The organism is Pseudomonas sp. MYb327 (genome assembly GCF_040438925.1).
Lineage (GTDB): Bacteria > Pseudomonadota > Gammaproteobacteria > Pseudomonadales > Pseudomonadaceae > Aquipseudomonas.
The window spans coordinates 3,744,990-3,766,931 of record NZ_CP159258.1 but is presented as its reverse complement, the minus strand read 5'-3'; the positions used below and the strand labels follow the sequence as shown (position 1 = coordinate 3,766,931).

Genomic DNA, 21,942 nt, shown 5'->3' with positions numbered 1-21,942 from the left:
GTGGCACTGCCGGGAAAAAACTGCGCTATGTGCGCCGCGAATGGTCGCTCCTTCGCGCAGGAACGACCAAGTCTGAGGCTCGATCAGTTGAACTCATCGCCAACCGGATAGCGACTGGCATTCAAGCTTTCTTTGATCTTGCGCAAATGCGGTTGGAAATCCACGCCGCGGCGCAGGGTCATGCCGGTGGCAAGCACGTCCAGCACGGTCAATTGAATGATCCGCGAGGTCATCGGCATATAGATGTCGGTGTCTTCCGGCAGCGGAATGTTCAGGCTGAGGGTGCTGGCCTTGGCCAGCGGTGAGTTCTCGGCGGTCAAGCCCAGCACCGATGCGCCGTTTTCCCGGGCAATGCGCGCCACTTCCACCAGTTCGCGCGTACGGCCGGTGTAGGAAATGATCACGAACAACTCGCCCGTGTGCGCCACCGAGGCGATCATGCGCTGCATCAGCACGTCGGCATGGGCGGTCACGGCCAGGTTGAAACGGAAGAACTTGTGCTGCGCATCCAGCGCCACTGGCGCCGAGGCGCCGAGGCCGAAGAAGTGGATCTGCCGAGCCTGGATCAGCAAGTCGACGGCGCGGCTGATCAGGTTCGGATCGAGAGCCTGGCAAGCGCTGTCCAGGGAAGCGATGGCGCTGCCGAAGATTTTCTGGGTGTAGGCCTCGGGATTGTCGTCGGCTTCTACCGCGCGGCTGACGTACGCCGCGCCGCTGGCCAGGCTTTGCGCCAGTTGCAGCTTGAGTTCGGGGTAGCCGCTGACGCCGAACGAACGGCAGAAACGGTTGACCGTCGGTTCGCTGACCGAAGCGGCCTGGGCGAGGGCGGCGATACTGAACCGGGTGGCCTGCTGTGGGTTGAGCAGGATCACCTCGGCGACTTTGCGTTCGGCCTTGTTCAGCTCTTCAAGGCGATTCTGGATCTGTTCCAGTAAATTTCGCACGCGGTCCATATGAGTTTCCTTGATTCACCGGCGCCGATAAGCGCGCGGCTAATGCAAAAAGGGCCTTTGGTGCGGCCCATAACGGTGGCCTATCCTACTGATGGCTCCGACTGACCACCACTCGGAATCTGTATTTTGCGAAAATGTTGTGGTTATTACTACATTTTCCCTTGAGTGATGCCTTGAAAAAAGGTATTTGTAGCTTAACTTGATAAAAGAACAAACATCATGCCTTCGATTACGGTTGAACCGTGCACCTTCGCCTTGTTCGGCGCCCTTGGCGATCTGGCCCTGCGCAAACTGTTTCCTGCCCTTTATCAACTCGATGGCGCAGGCCTTTTGCACGAGGACACGCGGATCATCGCGCTGGCCCGTGAGCCTGGCAGCGAGCAGCAGCACCTGGCGTTCATCGCCGAAGAGCTGCGCCGCTACGTCGGTGCCAAAGAGCTGGACGAAGCTGTGGTCAATCGTTTCCTGGCCCGCCTGAGCTACCTGCACGTCGATTTCCTCAACGGCGACGATTATGTAGCGCTGGCCGAAGCAGCCGGCAGTGCGCAGCGCGTCATCGCTTATTTCGCCACGCCGGCAGCGGTCTACGGCGCAATCTGCGAGAACCTGGCGAAGGTTGGCCTGGCGGAAAATACCCGCGTAGTTCTGGAAAAGCCGATTGGTTCCGATCTGGAGTCCTCGCGCAAAGTGAATGACGCCGTGGCGCAGTTCTTCCCGGAAAACCGCACCTATCGCATCGACCATTATCTGGGCAAGGAAACCGTCCAGAACCTGATCGCCCTGCGTTTCGCCAACAGCCTGTTCGAGACCCAGTGGAACCAGAATTATATTTCCCACGTGGAAATCACCGTCGCCGAGAAAGTCGGGATCGAAGGCCGCTGGGGCTACTTTGACAAGGCCGGTCAGCTGCGCGACATGATCCAGAATCACCTGCTGCAACTGCTCTGCCTGATCGCCATGGACCCGCCGGCCGACTTGTCCGCCGACAGCATCCGCGACGAGAAAGTCAAAGTCCTCAAGGCTCTGGCGCCGATCAGCCCGGAAGGCCTGACCACTCAGGTGGTACGCGGCCAATACATCGCTGGCTACAGCGAAGGTAAACCGGTGCCGGGTTACCTGGAGGAACCGAATTCCAACACCCAGAGCGACACCGAAACCTTCGTCGCCCTGCGTGCCGATATCCGCAACTGGCGTTGGGCCGGTGTGCCGTTTTACCTGCGTACCGGCAAGCGCATGCCGCAGAAGCTGTCGCAGATTGTCATTCACTTCAAGGAGCCGTCGCACTACATCTTCGCCCCCGAGCAGCGCCTGCAAATCAGCAACAAGCTGATTATCCGCCTGCAGCCGGACGAAGGCATTTCCTTGCGCGTGATGACCAAAGATCAAGGCCTGGACAAAGGAATGCAGCTGCGCAGCGGTCCGTTGCAGCTGAATTTTTCCGACACCTGGAGCAGCGCACGGATTCCCGATGCCTACGAGCGGTTGTTGCTGGAAGTGATGCGCGGCAATCAGAACCTGTTTGTCCGTAAAGATGAAATCGAAGCCGCGTGGATGTGGTGTGACCAGTTGATCGCCGGGTGGAAAAAATCCGGTGACGCGCCCAAGCCGTACGCGGCCGGGTCCTGGGGACCGATGAGCTCCATTGCTCTGATCACGCGGGACGGGAGGTCGTGGTATGGCGATATCTGATTTGAAACTGCCGCAGGGCGTCCGCGCCCATGCGTTCAAAAGCCCGGTGCTGCTGGCCGAGAGCCTGGCACTGAATGTGGCCAAGCACCTGAGCGATGCGATTGACGCCCAAGGCACCGCGACCCTGGTGGTTTCCGGTGGTCGTAGTCCAGTGGCGTTTTTCCAGCACTTGGCCAAGCAGCCGCTGGACTGGTCGAACGTGGTGATCAGCCTGGCTGATGAGCGCTGGGTGCCGGTCGAGCACGCCGACAGCAATGCCGGCTTGCTGAAGAAATATCTGTTGCAAGGCCCGGCGGCCAAGGCTCAATTCCTGAGTTTGTATAGCGCCACCGCCAACCTTGAACAAGCCGCCGAGCACGCCGACCGTTTGCTGTCCGAGCTGCCGGTGATCGACGTGCTGGTGCTGGGCATGGGTGACGACGGCCACACCGCGTCGTTGTTCCCCGGCAGCCCGAACCTGGCTGAAGCCTTGAAGGCCGACGGTAGCCGTCGCTGCTATCCGATGCTGGCACCGACCGTGCCGCATCAGCGCCTGACCATGAGTCGTGCGCTGCTGGCTTCGGCCAAACACAAAGTTCTGTCGATTTCCGGTCAGTCCAAGCTGACCACCCTTGATACCGCACTGGCCGGTGACGACGTCGCCGCACTGCCGATTCGCGCGTTTTTGCAACCCACGTTAGAGATTTACTGGTGCCCATGAGCCAAGGAACAACCGCTATGACAAACCCATCCCCGACCGTTTCCATGGCGGATAAAGTTGCCCTGATCGACAGTCTCTGCGCCAAGGCGCGGATCCTGCCGGTGATCACCATCGCTCGTGAGCAGGATGTTCTGCCGCTGGCCGATGCCCTCGCTGCCGGTGGCCTGACCGCCCTGGAAGTGACCCTGCGTTCGCAGTTCGGCCTCAAGGCCATCCAGATCCTGCGCGAGCAGCGTCCAGAACTGATGACCGGTGCTGGCACCGTGCTCGATCGCCAGATGCTCGCCGCTGCGGAAGCCGCAGGTTCGCAGTTCATCGTCACGCCGGGCATCACCCGTGACCTGCTGGAAGCCAGCGTCGCCAGCCCGATTCCGTTGTTGCCGGGGATCAGCAATGCCTCGGGCATCATGGAAGGCTACGGTCTGGGTTACCGCCGCTTCAAGCTGTTCCCGGCTGAAGTCAGCGGCGGTGTTGCGGCCATCAAGGCCTTGGGCGGTCCGTTCGGCGAAGTGAAATTCTGCCCGACCGGCGGCGTCGGCCCGGCCAATATCAAGAGCTACATGGCGCTGAAAAACGTCATGTGCGTGGGCGGTAGCTGGATGCTTGATCCGGAGTGGATCAAGAACGGCGACTGGGCCCGCATTCAGGAATGCACCGCCGAGGCCTTGGCGCTGCTGGACTGATCTGCTTTAACCTGACACTTCGTTGTGTGTTCTACGGCTTTACGGTGCGCTTGGTCGGTGCACCGTTTTTTTTTGCCCGCAAAAAAACGTGTGGGAGCGAGCCTGCTCGCGATGAACGATAACGCGGTTCGCCTGTTTTACCGCGGCGCCTGAGTCGCGAACAGCCACGCTCCCAAAAAGACATCACGCGATACATCACGCGATACATAGTTACCGCATTCCGACGATCGCCCAGTGCTAGCCTGCGTTCATCTTATGGAAGAGAGAACGTCATGGACGACAACACCTCGGCAACACCTCTTTATTTGCTGTCACCCGAACAAGTCGCCGGCCCGTATTTTCGCAATCCTAAACTCATCAGGAGAAACATCAGCGAAGGTGTCGACGGCATGCCGCTGGTGCTGCGTCTGAAAATCGTCGACGCGATGACCGCTGAACCAGTCACCGATGCGCTGGTGGACATCTGGCACTGCAATGCACGCGGGGCGTATTCGGGCTGGAGCAAGGTCAACCCGGACCTGGAAGCCGACACTGGAGATATTGGCGCGATCCCGCGTACCGATGACGACACCTATCTGCGCGGCGGGCAATTCACCGATAGAAATGGCGTCGTCCGGTTTACCACGATTTGCCCCGGGTTCTACGCCGGACGAGCCTTGCATATTCATGTCGCCGTTCGCATCACCAGCGGCAACAACTATCTGCAGGAGCGCCACGTGGCGTGGGTCGGCCAGTTGTATTTTCCCGACGTGGCGGCGCGATCAGTGCTCAATGCCCCGGAGTATTGCCGTCGGGCCATCGCGCCACTGAGCAACGATCAAGATTTTTTCTATCAGAACATGGGCGGCGAAGCGTCGACCCTGAACGTCCATACACTTGGCCGCGACTCGAACGAAGACGGCTTCTTCGGGCACCTCACGATCGGCATCGACACCTTTGCAGTGTCGACGCAGATCAAGCCCGAGGACTTCGACAAGTACACCGTGTGACCTCAGCGCAGTTCGCTCAGCGCCTTGGTCAACTGCATCATGTCGGCCGCTGTGGTGGTCAGCCCCGGCGTGATGCGGATGCACGGCCCGGATGCCGCACCGCTGCGCACCACGGTGAACAGGTTGAAGTCGTTGAGCAACCGTTCGACCATCGGCTGTTGGTCGGCATGAGCTGTGAAGCGCAGCGACGTGATGCCGCAATACAGCCGTGGGTCATCCGGGGTCATGACTTCGATACCCGGCAGTTCGCGTGCGGACCGAACCCACAGGTTGCGCAAGTAGTTGAGTCGCGCACCCTTGGCGGCTGAACCGCCCATGGCGTGATGTTCCTCGATAACCAGCGGCAGGGTCAGCAGGGCCGGAATGTTGGGTGTGCTGTGCGGCATGCGGGCACGGATATCTGTGATCGGGAAATGCAGCTCGCCCATGTCCGGGTCGATATCGGCCAGGCGCTCAGGGGCGATATACATGAAACCCAGCGTCAGCGGCGCGCCGATCCACTTGTGCAGGTTGTAGGCGGCGAAGTCAATCCCCAGCTCTTTGAGATCGAATTCGATCTGGCCCAGCGCATGGGCGCCGTCGAGGATGACGTCGATTCCGTGTTCCTTGGCGACGGCCGCAATTGCCTGGACCGGCATCACCAGGCCAGTCCGGTGGGTGACGTGGGTCAGAGCCATCAATTTGAGTCGCGGGTAACGCGTGAAGGCTTCGCGATAGGTGTTCAGCAAACTGTCGAAACTGGCGGGATGTTGATGCTCGATCTCGATCACTTCAACGCCGCGGTTACGCCCCAGCCAACGCATGGCGCCCTTTACCGTGTCGTAGTCAAGATCGCAGAACAGCACTTGGTCGCCGGGCTGCAAGCGGTTGTAGTTGCGGATTAACGCTTGCAAGCCGTCGGTTGCGTTGCCAGTGAGGGCTACGCTTTCTGCGGCTGCACCAATCAGCCCGGCCACCTGCTCGCTGATCTTCTGGCTCTCGCCCTGTTCGAAATGCTGGCGCACATAGACCGAATTGCTGCGGTTGATCAGTTCGATGTTGCGTTGATATTCCTCGATCACCGTGCGCGACATGCGCCCAAAGTAACCGTTTTCCAGGTTGATCGGGCCCGGTTGGACATCATAGCGGTCGGCAAAGGTTTGCCAAAAAGCTTCATCACGGGCGCGGCGGGTGTTATCGGGCATGGGGTACTCGATGAGCGTACGGGTTTAGTGACGGGGCGCGGGTTTGCCGTGTTTGGCGCGCAAGGGTTCAAGCAGTTCCGACAAGCCGTTGTGATCGATTTCCTGCATCAAGGCCAATAGACCGCCCAATTCGCCGTGCGGAAATCCTTCACGGGCGAACCAATTGAGGTAAGGGCCGGGCAGGTCGGCGATGATTCGGCCTTTGTATTTGCCGAAGGGCATTTGGCGAGTAATCAGCAGTTCGAGCTTTTCAGGGTTCATCAATCGGTCGTCTTGATTCAGTCAGTCTGGAAAATACAGGCATTCTGCATGCAGGCCAAATGACAGATCATGCAAATAAAACGGATACAGATTTTCCGGTAAAAACTAAGCTGTTGAAAAATAACGAGTTATTAATAGGTTCAAGGCTGGCATGACGAGTGCAATACCTATTGCATCTTTCATCAACCCGCAAGGAATTGAAAAATGACCGACATGAATAAAGAAGCAATCTCTGTACTCAACGACCTGATTGAAACCAGCAAGGACGGTCAGGAAGGGTTTAAGACTTGCGCTGAAGACATCAAACACCCTGAACTCAAAACCCTGTTCGTACAACGCTCGGCCGATTGCGCCGCTGCGGCTGCCGAATTGCAGAGTGCCGTTCGTTCGATGGGTGGCGATCCGGAAACTTCCACCAGCGTCAGCGGTGATTTGCACCGTCGCTGGGTCGACGTGAAGTCGATGTTCACCGGCAAGGACGAAGAGGCTGTGCTGAACGAAGCCGAGCGCGGTGAAGACCATGCGCTGAAGGCTTACCGTGAAGCGATGGAAAAAATCAACAAGCACAACCTGGTGGGCATTCGTGACCTCGTTGAACGCCAATACCACGGCGTGCAACGCAATCACGATCAGGTAAAAGCCCTGCGTAATCAGGCTCGCGCACGTTCGTAAGCGTTCGTAACCTGTCAAAAACGCCAGCCTGTCTGGCGTTTTTTTGTGCTCGGGATTAAACGCTGGACGGGTTATAGATAGCTAGCTAATAATTTGTTTTTCAAGTTGCTCGACCGAAGCCGTCTATCGTTAAACCGTCCTCTCAAGAGTCCATTTCGTGCCTATCACCCTGCAGGCTTTGTTCGTGCCTGACCGCCGCGCCGTGCAATTCGCGATCAAGACCCTGATCGGCGGAGGCGTTGCGCTGTGGCTGGCATTGCGCTGGGGCCTGGAGCAACCGGCGTGGGCGCTGATGACAGCATTTATCGTTGCTCAGCCCTTGTCCGGAATGGTGCTGCAAAAGGGGCTGGCGCGGCTGCTGGGGACATTGGTCGGGACGATCATGTCAGTGGTGTTCATGGGCATATTCGCCCAGACACCCTGGTTGTTTCTGTTGGCTCTGGCGTTGTGGCTAGGGTTGTGCACGGCCAGCTCGACCCTGCTGCGCAGCGCCTGGTCCTATTCATTTGTGCTGGCCGGTTACACGGTGGCGATCATTGCCTTGCCGGCCATCAACCATCCGTTGACGGTGTTTGATCAGGCCGTGGCGCGGTGCACGGAAATTTCTCTGGGGATTATTTGCGCCACAGCCAGCAGTGCCTTGCTCTGGCCGCTGCGGGTCGAAAGGCAATTGGCGGATCAGGCCAAGGCTGCCTGGCAAAGCGGGTTCAACGCAGCGCGGGCGACCCTGGCCGGCGATGGTCAGGCTCGCAAAGGCCTGTTGGAAATCCTCGGCAGGATCGTCGCGGTGGACGCCCAGCGTGAACACGCCTGGTTCGAAGGGGGGCGTGGCCGGCAGCGAGCGCGGGCTATCAGCGGCCTGAGCCAGAAACTGTTGATGTTGCTGCGTATTGCCCGCTCGGTGCGTCGCCAGTGGAAGCAGTTGGAACCGCAGGAGTCCGAGCAACTAATGCCATGGATGAACGAGGTCCAGGAGGCTTTGAGCAGTGCCGATGCCGCGACCCTGCAAGCATTGCGCCCGCGTTTGCTCAGCGCCTCCCATGACCCGAAGATCAGTTCTGCGCAGAGTTATTGCCTGGTCCGTTTCACCTTGTTGATGGACACCGCCATGGCGGCGAACGCGGCATTAAAAGCGGTGGAGGAGGGCCATGATGCAGTGGTCCCCCCGAGAAGCCTGACACCGCACCGTGACCTGTCTTTGGCCATGGTTTTTGGCGCCCGTAGCGCGCTGGCCTTCCTGGTGGTGTCGTGCTTTTGGCTGGCAACGGCTTGGCCCGCCGCAGCGGGTGCACTGGTGTTGACCTGCGTGGTGTGCAGCCTGTTTGCCAGCCGTGAGAACGGCGCGCAAATCGGCATGAGTTTTATGCGCGGTATTTTCCTGGCCATTCCAGCGGCATTTATTGTCGGGCAGATTCTGCTGCCGCAATGGAGCGGTTTCGCGATGCTCTGTATGGGGATGGGCGTGCCGTTGTTTTTCGGCGCATTGGGCATGGCCAAACCGCAGATCGGCGCCACGGCCACGTCGTTCTGTCTGCATTTCATTGTGTTGGTCGCACCGTTGAACCAGATGCAGTTCGATGTCGCGACATTTTTCAACAGCGCGCAAGCCATGGTTATCGGTGTAGGTGCAGCGGTGCTGGCGTTCCATTTGCTGATCCTGCGCAACCCTGCCTGGCATGGCCGACGTCTGTTGGCGGCGACCCTCGACGATCTGGTGCGCCTGACCCGGCGCAATCTGGCCGGCGCCGAAAGCTGGTTCGGCGGGCGCATGGCCGACCGGTTGCTGCAACTGGCGCGGCACTATCCGGAGTTGCCGGAGCCGGCACGCAGTCGTTGGGACGACGGCTTGCTCGGCCTCGACATCGGTGATGAGTTGCTGCACCTGCGCTTGAGTCTGGCGGTGGCGCAAGCACCGGTCACCGCGCAGCAACAGCGTTATCTCGACGACCTGGAAAACGTCCTGCGCCAAGGCCCGGCCGGTAGTCGTGCCGAGGCCTTGGCCGAACCGAGCGAAGCGTTGCTGAAAACCTTGTACGCCTTGCCCCCCAGCGACGCAGTGAAGCTGGCTCAGGGTGCGGTGTTGCAATTGCAAAACAGTTGGCGCGCCTGGTGCCGCCAGCAGGAGGAAGTGCATGGGCTTGCGTGAGTGGTCGGTGGGCGGCGTGCTGCTCAGCCCGTTCCTGATTTATGTGGTGCTGGCGCTGCTGGTAACTGGCGCCTTGCGCCTGTTGTTGCGCCTGACGCCGGTGAGCCGCTGGATCTGGCATGAAGCGTTATTTGATTGCGCCTTGTACGTCTGTGTATTGACCGTGATCACCGTCGTCCTCGGACCTTTATAAAGGAGTTGAACATGCGTACTCCCGTACGTGTCGCGGTAACCCTGTGCCTGGTGGCGGTGGCGATTTTTGCCGGCTTCCGTTTGTGGCAGTACTACATGCTGACCCCCTGGACCCGCGACGCGCGCATCCGCGCCGATGTGGTGGTGATATCCCCGGATGTGTCGGGTTGGGTGCGTGAGCTCAAGGTTTACGACAACCAAGAGGTCAAGGCTGGCGATTTGTTGCTGAGCATTGACCGCGACCGTTTCGAAGCTGCACTGGAAAAGGCCCAGGCGGTGGTGCAAACCCGCCAGCAGCAACTCAATCTGCGCGAGCGCGAAGCCAGTCGGCGCGCTAGCCTCGGGCCGCAAGCAATCAGTGCCGAGCTAAGGGAAAATGCGCAGATCAACGCCGGCATCGCCCGCGGCGAATTGCGCGAGGCCCAGGCTGAAGTGAAGGCGGCGGAGATCAACCTGGCCCGCAGCCAGGTCCACGCGCCGCGCAACGGACACATCACCAACCTGCGCCTGGCCCAAGGCAACTACGTGAACGCCGGGCAATCGGTGATGGCCTTGATCGATGATTCAACTTTCTATGTGCAGGCGTATTTCGAAGAAACCAAACTGCCGCGGATTCGCGTCGGCGATCCGGTGAAGGTCTGGTTGATGAGTGCCGGGGATGCGTTGCAAGGACACGTGGAAAGCATCAGCCGCGGGATTACCGATCGCAACACCACGCCGGATGGCCAGTTGTTGGCGGAAGTGGAGCCGACGTTCAATTGGGTGAGGCTGGCGCAGCGGATTCCGGTGCGGATCAAATTCGACAACGTGCCGGAAGGGCTAAATTTGAGTGCGGGTATGACGGCGAGCGTGCAGGTGCAGGAGGCGCCTTGAGATCAGAAGATCGCAGCCTTCGGGTAGCCTTGTAGGAGCTGGCTTGCCAGCGATGGCGGCATGCCTGACACACCGCGTCGTCTGGATCGCCAGCAAGCCGGCTCCTACATATTCAACCGATGCTGATCGGCGGCAATTCAGTCAGGGTCACGGTCTGCTGCTTGCGCGGCGCCAGAATCTCCGCCTCGCCATCCACCACCAGTTCATCACGCTGGTTGAACACGCGAGTGGCAATGCGTACGCGGAACTTCGGCAGTTTTTCGAGGATTTCCAGACGCACCGTCAGGGTGTCGCCGATCTTCACCGGCTTCTGAAAGCTCATTTGCTGACCGATATAAATAGTGCCCGGCCCAGGCAATTCGCAGGCTACCGCGGCGCTGATCAGCGCACCGCTGAACATGCCATGGGCAATACGTTCCTTGAACATGGTGCTGGCGGCGTAGTCAGCATCCAGGTGCACCGGGTTGTGGTCGCCCGACATCGCGGCGAACAACTGGATGTCGCGCTCTTCGACGGTCTTGCTGAAGCTGGCTGTCTGGCCAATTTCGAGGGCTTCGTAAGGGGTGTTGGTAACCTGGGTCATCTGTCTCAATTCCTGTCACGAATAAAAAATACACAAAAAAACTATTCGGTTCGGTGTGGCCGGCGATTGCTCAGGGCCTGGGCGATCCAGGCCAGTACGTCGGCGGTCACTTCGTCGCGGTTGCTCTCGTTGAACAGTTCGTGCCGCGCCTGCGGGTAAATAGTCAGTTGCAGGCTCTGGCTACCGGCCTCGCGCAAGGCGTCGGCCAGATCTTTCAGACGTTTGCCTTCACTCACCGGATCACATTCGCCGCCGATCACCAGCAACGGCAGGCCCGGATCTATCTGGGCGAGATTGGACGCTTTGCTGATTTGCTGCAAGCCGCCGAGCAAATCGATCCATAGCTGATTTGTGCAGCGAAAGCCGCAGAGCGGGTCGTTGGCGTACAAATCGACTTCCGTCGGATCGCGGCTGAGCCAGTCGAAACGGGTGCGCGCTGGCTTGAATTTCTTGTTGAACGAGCCAAACGACAACCATTCGATCAGCGCACTGCGTCCCTTAGGGCCTTGGCGTAGCCGCTCGAGCCGGGCAATTTGCCGCGCCGCACGATAAAGCGCGACGGGCTGGAAATTCGAACCGCTGAGAATCGCGCCGTGCAGACTGGCGCTGTGATGCAGCAAATAAGCCTGGGCAATGTAGCTGCCCATGCTGTGACCGAGCAGCACGATAGGTGCACCGGGATGTTGCTGGCCAAGGTGCTGATTGAGGCATGCCAGGTCGCCGACTACTTTGCCCCAACCGTCCGTATCGGCGAAATGTCCGAGGGTCCCGTTTTCGGCAGTTTTGCCATGTCCGCGCAAATCCGGCGCGTACACGCCATAGCCCTGATCGCAGAATTTTTCCGCCAGACGCGCGTAGCGGCCGCTGTGTTCTGCCATGCCGTGAGCCAGCAAAATCACTGCCTTGGGCGCGTCGGCGGGCAGCCACTGGTTGACGAACAGGCGGCTACGGTCACTGGTGGTCAGCCAGAACGTGTCGTGGATCATGGCGATTTCTTTCCATGCAGGGGGCACGAGGTGGTTGCATTGTATAGCGCATTGCGTCGTAGGCATCAGCCCACGCCACGGCAGGAAGATTCACACGGTCAATGACGGCCATGCGCATATTTGCCTGATTCGCCATAGCTGCTAGTGTCCGTGAAGCTCCGCTTTTTGCTTTCTGCGTTCAAGAAATGACAGAAATGGAAAAGCGGCCCGGATAGGCTCAGGTAAAGAGGACAAGAACAATGCAACCTGATTTCTGGAATGACAAGCGCCCGGCCGGCGTGCCCCTGGAAATTGACGCGGGCGCCTTCAAGTCGGTTATCGAGGTGTTCGAGCGTTCCTGCAAGAAGTTTGCTGATCGCCCTGCGTTCAGCAACATGGGTGTCACCCTGACCTACGCCGAACTGGAACGCTACAGCGCCGCGTTCGCCGGTTACCTGCAAGCCCACACTGACCTGGTGCCTGGGGATCGCATCGCGGTGCAGATGCCCAACGTCCTGCATTACCCGATCGCGGTGTTCGGCGCCTTGCGCGCGGGGCTTATCGTGGTCAACACCAACCCGATGTACACCGCGCGGGAGATGCGTCATCAGTTCAAGGATTCCGGTGCACGGGCGCTGGTGTACCTGAATGTGTTCGGATCCAAGGTCCAGGAAGTCCTGCCCGATACCGATATCCAGTACCTGATCGAAGCGAAGATGGGCGACCTGATGCCCACGGCCAAGGGCTGGCTGGTCAATACCCTGGTGAGCAAGGTGAAGAAAATGGTCCCGGCCTATTCCTTGCCCCAGGCGATTTCCTTCAAGAGCACCTTGCGCATGGGCCGCGGCCTGGGCATAAAACCGCTGAAAGTCGGCCTCGGCGATATCGCCGTCTTGCAATACACCGGCGGCACCACCGGCCTGGCCAAGGGTGCAATGCTGACCCACGGCAATCTGGTGGCGAACATGCAGCAAGTGCGGGCCTGCCTGGAGCAACTCGGTGGTGACGGTCAGCCGCTGTTGCGTGAAGGGCAGGAGGTAATGATCGCGCCGCTGCCGCTGTACCACATCTATGCGTTCACGGCGAATTGCATGTGCATGATGGTGTCCGGCAATCACAACGTGTTGATCACCAACCCACGGGACATCGGGGGCTTCATCAAGGAACTGAAGAACTGGCGGTTTTCGGCGTTGCTGGGGCTCAACACACTGTTTGTCGCGCTGATGGATCATCCCGATTTCAAGACCCTGGATTTCTCCAGCCTCAAGCTCACCAACTCCGGTGGGACTGCGTTGGTCAAGGCCACCGCCGAGCGTTGGGAGCAACTGACCGGTTGCCGCATCACCGAAGGTTACGGCCTGACCGAAACCTCGCCGGTGGCCTGCACCAACCCCTATGGTGACCAGTCGCGCCTCGGCACGGTTGGCCTACCGGTGCCGGGCACATCGCTGAAGGTCATCAACGATGAAGGCGTCGAGCAACCGCTGGGCGAGCGCGGTGAACTGTGTATCAAAGGCCCGCAGATCATGAAGGGCTATTGGCAGAAACCCGAAGCAACCAATGAAGTGCTGGATGCCGAGGGCTGGTTCAAGTCCGGTGACATCGCGGTGATCGATCCCGACGGTTTTGTGCGCATCGTCGATCGCAAGAAGGACATGATCATCGTCTCGGGTTTCAACGTGTACCCGAATGAAATCGAAGACGTGGTGATGGCCCACCCGAAGGTCGCCAACTGTGCGGTGATTGGCGTACCCGACGAGCGTTCCGGCGAGGCGGTGAAGTTGTTTGTGGTGGCGCGGGAGGCGGGCGTCAGCCTTGAAGAGCTCAAGGCGTACTGCAAGGAGAACTTCACGGCGTACAAGGTGCCGAAGCACATCGTCTTGCGCGAGTCGTTGCCAATGACGCCGGTGGGCAAGATTTTGCGGCGGGAGTTGCGTGATATCGCTTGATCGATGAATGGCCGCGCTTCGCGCGGATCGCGAGCAGGCTCGCTCCCACAGGGATCTCGGTGATCTGTGGTAGCGAGCCTGCTCGCGATTTTTTTTGTGGAAAGCCCCGATTTTCGGGGCTTTCAGAGCGCTATAGAATTTTTGCTCTAAAATGACCGGCTGCTATTCTTGAGTCACAAATGTGACCGTAGAGGCCGCTTTTGGCTCTAGTCGACCCTTGGCAAAGCTGCTACTCTCGGCGCGCTTTGTGACTTCTCGGCCTTCATAAAAGCCAGATTCACCAATAGACAAACACCAATAATAATCGCATCAAATGCGGTATTGAATTCGCGTTGCTGAGGAGTGGGCTTCCATGATCGAAGACTTTTGGAAGGATAAGTACCCAGCTGGAATTGCTGCCGACATCAATCCAGATGAGTATCCGAATATTCAGGCGGTGTTGAAGCAGTCCTGCCAACGCTTCGCCAACAAACCGGCTTTCAGCAACCTGGGCAAGACAATCACCTACGGTGAACTGTACGAATTGTCCGGTGCCTTTGCCGCGTACCTGCAACAGCATACCGATTTGCAGCCGGGCGATCGAATCGCCGTGCAACTGCCTAACGTGTTGCAGTACCCGGTTGCCGTCTTCGGGGCCATCCGCGCCGGTTTGATCGTGGTCAACACCAACCCGCTGTACACCGCGCGGGAAATGGAGCACCAGTTCAACGATTCCGGGGCCAAGGCACTGGTCTGCCTGGCCAACATGGCGCATCTGGCCGAGACCGTCGTGCCGAAAACCGGCGTCAAGCACGTGATCGTCACCGAAGTGGCCGACCTGTTGCCACCGCTCAAGCGTCTGCTGATCAACAGCGTCATCAAGTACGTGAAGAAGATGGTGCCGTCGTATCACTTGCCTAAAGCCGTCAAGTTCAACGACGTGTTGAGCAAGGGCCACGGCCAGCCAGTCACGGAAGCCAGCCCGGCCAGCAGCGAAGTCGCCGTGCTGCAATACACCGGCGGCACGACTGGCGTAGCCAAGGGCGCGATGTTGACCCACCGCAACCTCGTCGCGAACATGCTGCAGTGCAAGGCGCTGATGGGTTCCAACCTCAATGAAGGTTGCGAGATCCTGATCACGCCGCTGCCGCTGTACCACATCTATGCCTTCACCTTTCATTGCATGGCGATGATGCTGATCGGCAACCACAACATCTTGATCAGCAACCCGCGCGACCTGCCGGCGATGGTCAAGGAACTGTCGAAGTGGAAGTTCAGCGGCTTCGTCGGCCTCAACACCTTGTTCGTCGCCCTGTGCAACAACGAAGGGTTCCGCAAGCTGGATTTCTCGGCGCTGAAAGTCACCCTGTCCGGCGGCATGGCCCTGCAATTGGCCGCGGCCGAGCGTTGGAAAGCGGTCACCGGTTGCGCCATCTGCGAAGGCTACGGCATGACCGAAACCAGCCCGGTGGCCACGGTCAACCCGATCCAGAACATCCAGATCGGCACCATCGGTATTCCGGTCCCATCGACCCTGTGCAAAATCGTCGACGATGCTGGCATTGAGCAACCAATGGGCGAAATCGGCGAACTGTGTGTGAAAGGCCCGCAGGTGATGAAGGGCTACTGGCAGCGTCAGGAAGCCACCGATGAAATCCTCGACAGCGAAGGCTGGTTGAAGACGGGTGACATCGCGCTGATCCAGCCGGATGGCTACATGCGCATCGTCGATCGCAAGAAAGACATGATCCTGGTTTCCGGTTTCAACGTGTACCCGAACGAGCTCGAAGACGTGCTGGCGACCCTGCCCGGCGTGCTGCAATGCGCGGCCATTGGCGTGCCGGACGAGAAATCGGGCGAGGCGATCAAGATTTTCATCGTCGCCAAACCGGGCGTGACCCTGACCAAGGAACAGGTGATGGAGCACATGCGTGCGAACGTTACCGGCTACAAGGTCCCGCGCTCCGTGGAGTTTCGCGATGCACTGCCGACCACCAACGTCGGCAAGATCCTGCGTCGGGAATTGCGGGATGAAGAGTTGAAGAAGATCAAGGCGAAGAGCGCCGCATAAAACAAAAAGCCCCGCAAATGCGGGGCTTTTTGTTGGACTATGCGGAGCTTTTTTGTGGCGAGGGAGCTTGCTCCCGCACTCGACTGCGCAGCAGTCGCCAACCCGGAACTCCTGACGAAACGCGATTACTGGATTTGGGGCCGCTTCGCAGCCCAGCGGGACGGTGCGGCGTTCCGACAAGCTCCCTCGCCACAGGGCATCGGGTTTATTGACGGAACGGCGCGAAATTGACGTTGGTACCCGCCGGACGCATGTCCTGCAGGTAAGAGTCCTTGTCGGCGCTCAGTTCCAGGCTCAGGGCCGCCTTGCGTTTACCTTGATTGCGCACCACCAGGCCTTCGAGCTTCTCGCGCAGGAACACCGTCGGCACCTTCAGGTGCAGCAGTTCGTCGGTGTCCGGCGTGTGCATCAGCAAGTGAATCCACTCGTACTGACCAACGGCCAGGCGCGCCACCGGAATATCGAACCACCAGATGTTGCGATTGCGGTTCAGTTCGGTGAAGTGGCAGTTGTTGACGCCAAGCACAGCACCGCCGAGTTCCTGATTTCTGCGGGCAATGGCCTGCTTTTTATCGAGTTTCATAACATTCCTACGGGATTGGATCTTCAGCACCAGAGCCTGAATACGTTGCGCATTCTCGGGGGTTGCCGGGCAAACATAAAGCCCCACCTGCTTTGATCGATGAAATGTCGCGGTAAAAATAAATGAAACTCCACGTAAATACCCTCGGTCAACCTTCTGTAACCACTTTATTAATCGACATGTTCACAGGAGAAACACCATGGGCAGCACAGGCGATAAAGTAAAAGGCATGGCCAACGAAGCCGCTGGTAACGTCAAACAGGGCGTTGGCAAGGTCACCGGTAACGACAAAATGCGCGCCGAAGGCGTGGTGCAGGAAAAGAAAGGCGAAGCTCAGCAGGCAGTGGGCAAAGCCAAGGACGCAGTTAAAAAAGGCGTCGACAAGGCCTGATCCGGCCTTGGATCAGCGTAAGCGACGGCCATCCACGGATGGCCGTTTTTGTGTCAGCCTGAACTTGAGCTCGGAAATTGTTTCAAAGTCGCCAAGTAGACTACTTTGATGTAGAAAACAGCCCCTGAGTCGCCACGACTTCAACCCCATTTTGATTGCGGCGAATGGAGACGCTAATGATTTTTCCGGACATGAAAGGTCTGCCCATCCACCGTGTGATGGTGCGCACGGTCACCGAGTTCGTCGACGACGAGATGTCGACCTATGCTTCGGCGCTGGCCTATCAAATGCTGTTTTCGCTGTTCCCCTTCATTCTTTTTCTGATCGCCTTGATCGGCTTTCTGCACCTGCCAGACTTCTTCTCCTGGCTGCGCCTGCAGTCGGAACTGGTGCTGCCGCCCCAGGCCCTGGAGCAAGTGAATCCGGTGATTGATCAGCTTCAGCAGTCCAAGGGTGGCCTGCTGTCGGTGGGTATCGTGATTGCCCTGTGGACCGCTTCTGCCGGTGTGCGGCTGATGATGAGCGCGATGAACGCCGCCTACGATGTGGTCGAAGGCCGCCCGGCCTGGAAGCGTTTTCCGCTGTCGATCATCTACACCGTCGGCATCGCCGGCATGTTGCTGATCGCCGCCGCGCTGATGGTGCTCGGGCCGCAAGTCATGAGCTGGATCGCCGCACAAGTCGGCCTCGAATACTTTATCGTCACGCTCTGGACCATCGCGCGCTGGCCGGTGATCGTGATTCTGCTGATGATCGCCGTGGCGCTGATCTATTACGTGATGCCCGACGTCAAACAGGAATTTCGCTTTATCACGCCCGGTTCGGTGCTGGCGGTGGTGGTGTGGATCATCGCCTCGCTGGGTTTCGGTTTGTACGTCAAGGAGTTCGCCAACTACAACGCCATGTATGGCAGTATCGGCGCGATCATCGTGCTGTTGCTGTACTTCTATATTTCTGCCGCCGTGCTGTTGCTCGGCGCCGAGATGAATGCAGTGATCGAGCACATGTCCAAAGAGGGCAAGGACCCAGGCGAAAAAGTCCCCGGCGACAACGGCCCGGTGGTTGAGCCAAAACAACACGTATCGGGGCTGGGCCGGGACCACTCGATCAAACCGACCACTGACGAAGTCATCAAATGATCCGTGAAATTCTGAAAATGGGTGATGAGCGCTTGCTGCGCATTGCCCCGCCTGTGCCCGCCGAGATGTTCGACAGCCCCGAGTTGTGGCAGCTGATCGACGACATGTTCCAGACCATGGAAAGCGTCGGCGGCGTCGGCCTCGCCGCGCCGCAGATCGGCGTTGATTTGCAACTGGTGATCTTCGGCTTCGAGCACAGCGAGCGTTATCCGGACGCTGAAGCGGTGCCGCAGACGATTCTGATCAATCCGCTGATCACACCGCTGAGCCCGACACTGGAGGAGGGTTTCGAAGGTTGCTTGTCGGTGCCCGGACTGCGCGGCGCGGTGGAGCGCTATCAACACATCCGTTACGAGGGCTTCGATCCCAAGGGCGAGCCGATCGTGCGCATGGCCTCGGGATTCCATGCGCGGGTGGTGCAGCATGAATGCGATCACCTGATCGGCCGGTTATACCCGTCGCGCATTAGCGATTTCAGCAAGTTCGGCTTTACCGAGGTGATGTTCCCGGACCTTGATCCGAATGCGGATGATTGAGTCCATCACATTTGATTTTCGGCGTTATTTGACCGGTTTGACAAACCGCAACGTCATCCGGTCCGACTCCCCGATCGCCATGTACTTCGCCCGATCCTTGTCGCCCAGCGTCAACGCCGGTGGGAGTGTCCACACGCCTTCCGGGTAATCCTTGGTGTCCTTCGGATTGGCATTGATTTCACTCTGCTGCTCTAGCTTGAACCCGGCATCGGTAGCCAGTTTGACCACGAAGTCGGTGGTCAAGTAGCCGCTGTGCTTGATGTCTTCCAGAGAGGCGCCATCCTTGGCCCGGTGATCCACAACGCCGAGCACGCCGCCAGGCTTGAGCACCTTGAAAAACGCTTCGAACATCTGCGGCGCCGTGTCCGCCAGTACCCAGTTGTGCACGTTACGAAAGGTCAGCACCGTGTCCGCCGAGCCGGGCTGGCCGAATGCCGGGGCTTTCGGATCGAACTCCAGTACCTGAGCCTTGGCGTACTGCGCAGGCGCGGCGGCGAACTTGCTCTTCAGCTTCTCTTCATTCTTGCGTGCATAGTCACTGACGGTCGGCGCCTGAACTGCCGCAATGTAATGCCCCTCGTCCTGGAGTAGCGGCGCCAGCAACTCGCTGTACCAGCCATTGCCCGGGGTGATTTCGATCACGGTCTGATTCGGACCTAAACCAAAAAATTGCAAACTCTGTTGCGGATGACGATAGCCATCGCGCGCGACGTTTTCCGGTGCGCGCCAATCGCCGGCCAACACCTTGGCGTATTGCTCGGCGGACACCGTCGGCGTGCCGGCGTGGCTGAGGATCGGAGTGAGCAGGGCAGTCAGCGTCAAAGCCAGAAGGGCGGGTTTCATGGGGCGTCCTGAGCGGAATCAAAGTCGACTGCGAGGCTAGCACGCGCCAGTCTTGGGTCGATCACACATTATTGACGGTGGTCCTAACCAACGGTTCTAAGCCCATGGCGATCATCGGTTTGCTGCGCGCATAACGGCTCAGTCGTTCAACCATGGCGTAGGGCATTTGCGGATCGAAGGTAAAGCCGCGACGCTCGTAAAAGCCACGCAAATCGGGATGGCAGAACAGCCAGACCGGCAGTTCGAGGTCTTTCACCGCTTCGGCAATCAATGCAGCGGCGACCCCTTGTTCTCGGCAGGCCGGATCGACAAACAAGCCTGTCAGCCAATGCCCTCCGGACACCGGACGCAAGCACAACGCAGCGACGATTTCGTCGCGCCTGGCCACCCACAATTGTGCGTCACGGACCGCTTTCATCGATGATTGGTGGGCGCGATAAAACTTGTTCATCAACGGCCATAACGGCTCGTCGAGCCGTGTGTATTGGGTGCTGGGCATGGGACCGGACTGTTGGGGTGCAAGGCGGGCGATTATAAAAGAACGCGCACTCAAGGATAGGTGTATACCTGATCTCACATCCCGTCAGTGTGGAGCACAGATCATGTCCAAAGGTATGGATTCAAAGAAAGCAGCGAAGAAAAAACCGGCGAAAACCGCCATTGAAAAACGCGCGGACAAGAAGGCCAAGAAGGTGGATGTGTTCGGTCATTGAACCTGCCGCGCGATGATTGAAAGTCGTTCCCACGCACGCGTGGGAACGGCTGCTCAGCCGAGGGTTTTCAGGTAGGCGCGCCAGCCGCCAAGATGACTGATATTCACGGCCCCTTCCAAGCCATAAGCCTCACAGATAAATCCGCTTTCCCAGCGACCATCCGCCAGCTGTACCTTGCCCAGCCCCAGTGGCGCGGGAATTGCGGTCAGGAACGAACCCAACTCGCTGCTCGGCAACTCCCACACTTCCACCGCAATTGCCACGCCACCTTCTTTCACCCGAACCATGCCCGGGCGAAACGGCGGGCCGCCGGCCAATGCATACAGTTGATAGTCCGAAGAACTCTGGGTGGTTTCGACCAGCCGTGCGCCGCGTCGCTTCAATTGCCAGTTCAGTGCCAGGCCATCCAGGTGCGCGCCGCACACCACCAGTCGCGCGCGATCATTGCGTGCCGCCGTCGTCGGCGCAGGCACGGCCGAACCTTGGTGGCGCTGCAAGCCATCCGCCACGCTCAACAAATATTGATCGGTAAATGCCCGCCCAAACAGCGTCACGCCCCATGGCAGGCCATTGTCCATAAAGCCGCTGGGCACTGCGATGGCGGCGTAGTCGAGCAGGTTCATGAAGTTGGTGTAGTAACCCAGTTCGGAATTGCGCAGCACCGGTTCGGCTTCAAGCTCCGCCAGTGTGACGGGTCGGCCGATGGTGGGCGTGACCACGCAATCAAGATCTTGCAGCGCCTGGTCACACAAGGCTTTCAGCGCTTGCAGTCGATATTGGGCACGGAAGGTCTGCACGCCGTTGACAGCCGGGGCTTTGGCCAGCACGGCGCGGATCACCGGCAATACGGCTTCCGGGTTTTTCTCCATCAACTCACCGGCGACACTGTAGCGCTCGGCGACCCACGGGCCTTCGTACAACAAGCGCGCCGCTTCCAGGAACGGTGACAGATCCAGCTCCACCGCTTCACCGCCCAAGGCCTTGAGTTGGTCGATGGCATCCGTGAACAACAATGGGCCTTCAGCGCAGCCGAAAAACTCCAGGTCTTGCGCACGCGGTACACCAAAACGGAACGGGCGCGGCACACCGAACGCCGAGCCGTCATTCCACAACGGGTTGCTGCGGCTGTAAGCGTCCCGTGGGTCGAGGTGCGCGGTGAGCGCCAGCAACTGACTGGCCTCACGGGCGGTCGCGGTAAAGGTGGTGACGCAGTCCAGCGTGCGACAGGCCGGTACTACGCCCGCTGTGGAGATCAAGCCTTTGCTGGCTTTCATTCCCACCAGGTTGTTCAACGCCGCCGGCACTCGGCCGGAGCCGGCGGTGTCGGTGCCTAGCGAAAAACTCGCCACGCCGAGGGCAACCGCCAGTGACGACCCGGCGCTGGAACCGCCCGACGGATACTCCGGCAGCACGCTGTTTGGGCACACGCCGTACGGCGAGCGACTGCCGTTGAGGCCAGTAGCGAATTGGTCGAGGTTGGTCTTGCCCAACGGAATCGCCCCCAGCGCCAGTAATTGCTCGACGATGGTCGCCGAACGCTCCGGCACATAGGCATACGCCGGGCACGCCGCCGTGGTCGGTATGCCCGCCAGGTCGATGTTGTCCTTGATCGCGAACGGCACGCCGTACAGCGGCAGGCTGTCGAGGTCGCGGCCGTCGAGGGCGGCGAGGTACGGTTCCAGTTCTTCGACACTGAGCAAATGGATGAACAGGTGATAGTCCGGGTTCAGCGCCGCGGCTTTATCGCGCAGGCTCAAAAGCAGTTGCCGTGGCGTGGTGCTGCCGTCGCGGTAAGCGTTGCGCAGGGCGTCGAGTTGCAAATCGATGTTCATGGTGTTCGTCCTTTTC

Annotated in this window: 22 protein-coding genes; 13 read left to right on the top strand and 9 right to left on the bottom strand. The window is 59.2% G+C overall.

Translation table 11 applies throughout. The features are described 5' to 3' along the window. Positions 1–83: 83 nt before the first annotated feature. Positions 84–944 (bottom strand): MurR/RpiR family transcriptional regulator, encoded by an 861-nt coding sequence (locus tag ABVN21_RS16990; protein ID WP_170948639.1) that lies wholly within the window; start codon positions 942–944, stop codon positions 84–86. Positions 945–1,172: 228 nt separating this feature from the next. On the opposite strand from ABVN21_RS16990, the gene zwf reads away from it, so the two are divergent. The 4 genes from zwf to ABVN21_RS16970 all read left to right on the top strand — a co-directional run bounded on the left by zwf (position 1,173) and on the right by ABVN21_RS16970 (position 5,014). Continuing rightward, the gene (gene zwf / locus ABVN21_RS16985) at positions 1,173–2,642 is read left to right on the top strand and encodes a glucose-6-phosphate dehydrogenase (protein WP_339554128.1); all 1,470 of its coding nucleotides are present in this window, start codon (positions 1,173–1,175) and stop codon (positions 2,640–2,642) included. After that, positions 2,629–3,342, top strand: coding sequence for a 6-phosphogluconolactonase (pgl, locus tag ABVN21_RS16980; RefSeq protein WP_339554129.1), 714 nt, complete (start codon positions 2,629–2,631; stop codon positions 3,340–3,342). The genes zwf and pgl overlap by 14 nt, the downstream gene beginning before the upstream one ends. A 17-nt stretch (positions 3,343–3,359) precedes the next feature. Then, complete coding sequence (locus ABVN21_RS16975; protein ID WP_218439524.1) at positions 3,360–4,025, top strand: bifunctional 4-hydroxy-2-oxoglutarate aldolase/2-dehydro-3-deoxy-phosphogluconate aldolase; 666 nt, start codon at positions 3,360–3,362, stop codon at positions 4,023–4,025. A 272-nt stretch (positions 4,026–4,297) separates the two neighbouring features. After that, on the top strand, positions 4,298–5,014 hold the full coding sequence (locus ABVN21_RS16970) for an intradiol ring-cleavage dioxygenase (protein ID WP_339554130.1): 717 nt from the start codon (positions 4,298–4,300) through the stop codon (positions 5,012–5,014). Between the two features lie 2 nt (positions 5,015–5,016). Here the strand turns inward: ABVN21_RS16970 and ABVN21_RS16965 are convergent, their stop codons facing one another. After that, entirely contained in the window at positions 5,017–6,198 is a 1,182-nt protein-coding gene (locus ABVN21_RS16965) for an aminotransferase class V-fold PLP-dependent enzyme (RefSeq protein WP_339554131.1), read from the bottom strand. A 24-nt stretch (positions 6,199–6,222) separates the two neighbouring features. After that, on the bottom strand, positions 6,223–6,459 hold the full coding sequence (locus tag ABVN21_RS16960; protein WP_008056784.1) for a DUF3820 family protein: 237 nt from the start codon (positions 6,457–6,459) through the stop codon (positions 6,223–6,225). A 204-nt stretch (positions 6,460–6,663) separates the two neighbouring features. Between ABVN21_RS16960 and ABVN21_RS16955 the strand changes: the two genes are divergently transcribed. From ABVN21_RS16955 to ABVN21_RS16940, 4 genes are all read left to right on the top strand, one after another. Further along, the gene (locus ABVN21_RS16955; RefSeq protein ID WP_339554132.1) at positions 6,664–7,131 is read left to right on the top strand and encodes a PA2169 family four-helix-bundle protein; all 468 of its coding nucleotides are present in this window, start codon (positions 6,664–6,666) and stop codon (positions 7,129–7,131) included. Between the two features lie 157 nt (positions 7,132–7,288). Then, positions 7,289–9,277 (top strand): FUSC family protein, encoded by a 1,989-nt coding sequence (locus ABVN21_RS16950; RefSeq protein ID WP_339554133.1) that lies wholly within the window; start codon positions 7,289–7,291, stop codon positions 9,275–9,277. Then, positions 9,264–9,470, top strand: coding sequence for a DUF1656 domain-containing protein (locus tag ABVN21_RS16945; protein ID WP_020797026.1), 207 nt, complete (start codon positions 9,264–9,266; stop codon positions 9,468–9,470). Before ABVN21_RS16950 ends, ABVN21_RS16945 begins: the two co-directional genes overlap by 14 nt. Before the next feature lie 11 nt (positions 9,471–9,481). After that, on the top strand, positions 9,482–10,342 hold the full coding sequence (locus ABVN21_RS16940) for an HlyD family secretion protein (RefSeq protein ID WP_339554134.1): 861 nt from the start codon (positions 9,482–9,484) through the stop codon (positions 10,340–10,342). A gap of 112 nt (positions 10,343–10,454) precedes the next feature. Here ABVN21_RS16940 and ABVN21_RS16935 read toward each other — a convergent pair whose 3' ends face one another. Continuing rightward, positions 10,455–10,925, bottom strand: a complete 471-nt coding sequence (locus tag ABVN21_RS16935; RefSeq protein ID WP_034150092.1) for a MaoC family dehydratase — start codon at positions 10,923–10,925, stop codon at positions 10,455–10,457. A gap of 41 nt (positions 10,926–10,966) precedes the next feature. Beyond that, positions 10,967–11,911 (bottom strand): alpha/beta hydrolase, encoded by a 945-nt coding sequence (locus ABVN21_RS16930; protein WP_339554135.1) that lies wholly within the window; start codon positions 11,909–11,911, stop codon positions 10,967–10,969. A 239-nt stretch (positions 11,912–12,150) separates the two neighbouring features. Here ABVN21_RS16930 and fadD2 point away from each other — a divergent pair, with 239 nt between their 5' ends. Continuing rightward, positions 12,151–13,839: a long-chain-fatty-acid--CoA ligase FadD2 gene (gene fadD2 / locus ABVN21_RS16925; RefSeq protein WP_339554136.1), complete on the top strand. Its 1,689-nt coding sequence runs from the start codon at positions 12,151–12,153 to the stop codon at positions 13,837–13,839. Between the two features lie 352 nt (positions 13,840–14,191). Then, the gene (gene fadD1, locus ABVN21_RS16920; protein ID WP_339554137.1) at positions 14,192–15,889 is read left to right on the top strand and encodes a long-chain-fatty-acid--CoA ligase FadD1; all 1,698 of its coding nucleotides are present in this window, start codon (positions 14,192–14,194) and stop codon (positions 15,887–15,889) included. 205 nt (positions 15,890–16,094) lie between these two features. Here fadD1 and ABVN21_RS16915 read toward each other — a convergent pair whose 3' ends face one another. Continuing rightward, entirely contained in the window at positions 16,095–16,472 is a 378-nt protein-coding gene (locus tag ABVN21_RS16915) for a hypothetical protein (protein ID WP_007990351.1), read from the bottom strand. Positions 16,473–16,671: 199 nt separating this feature from the next. Here ABVN21_RS16915 and ABVN21_RS16910 point away from each other — a divergent pair, with 199 nt between their 5' ends. The 3 genes from ABVN21_RS16910 (at position 16,672) to def (ending at position 18,538) form a co-directional block, all read left to right on the top strand. Beyond that, a complete protein-coding gene (locus ABVN21_RS16910) occupies positions 16,672–16,863 on the top strand; it encodes a CsbD family protein (RefSeq protein ID WP_339554138.1) in 192 nt (63 codons plus the stop codon). Positions 16,864–17,039: 176 nt separating this feature from the next. Continuing rightward, positions 17,040–18,002, top strand: coding sequence for a YihY/virulence factor BrkB family protein (locus ABVN21_RS16905; RefSeq protein ID WP_339554139.1), 963 nt, complete (start codon positions 17,040–17,042; stop codon positions 18,000–18,002). Then, positions 17,999–18,538: a peptide deformylase gene (gene def, locus ABVN21_RS16900; protein WP_339554140.1), complete on the top strand. Its 540-nt coding sequence runs from the start codon at positions 17,999–18,001 to the stop codon at positions 18,536–18,538. Before ABVN21_RS16905 ends, def begins: the two co-directional genes overlap by 4 nt. Before the next feature lie 24 nt (positions 18,539–18,562). Here def and ABVN21_RS16895 read toward each other — a convergent pair whose 3' ends face one another. The 3 genes from ABVN21_RS16895 to atzF all read right to left on the bottom strand — a co-directional run bounded on the left by ABVN21_RS16895 (position 18,563) and on the right by atzF (position 21,926). Further along, positions 18,563–19,381 carry a methyltransferase gene (locus ABVN21_RS16895; protein ID WP_339554141.1) on the bottom strand — a complete coding sequence of 273 codons (819 nt, stop codon included), beginning with the start codon at positions 19,379–19,381 and terminating at the stop codon, positions 18,563–18,565. Positions 19,382–19,442: 61 nt separating this feature from the next. Continuing rightward, positions 19,443–19,880: a GNAT family N-acetyltransferase gene (locus ABVN21_RS16890; protein WP_339554142.1), complete on the bottom strand. Its 438-nt coding sequence runs from the start codon at positions 19,878–19,880 to the stop codon at positions 19,443–19,445. A gap of 267 nt (positions 19,881–20,147) precedes the next feature. Further along, positions 20,148–21,926 carry an allophanate hydrolase gene (gene atzF, locus ABVN21_RS16885; RefSeq protein ID WP_339554143.1) on the bottom strand — a complete coding sequence of 593 codons (1,779 nt, stop codon included), beginning with the start codon at positions 21,924–21,926 and terminating at the stop codon, positions 20,148–20,150. Between the last annotated feature and the right edge of the window lie 16 nt (positions 21,927–21,942).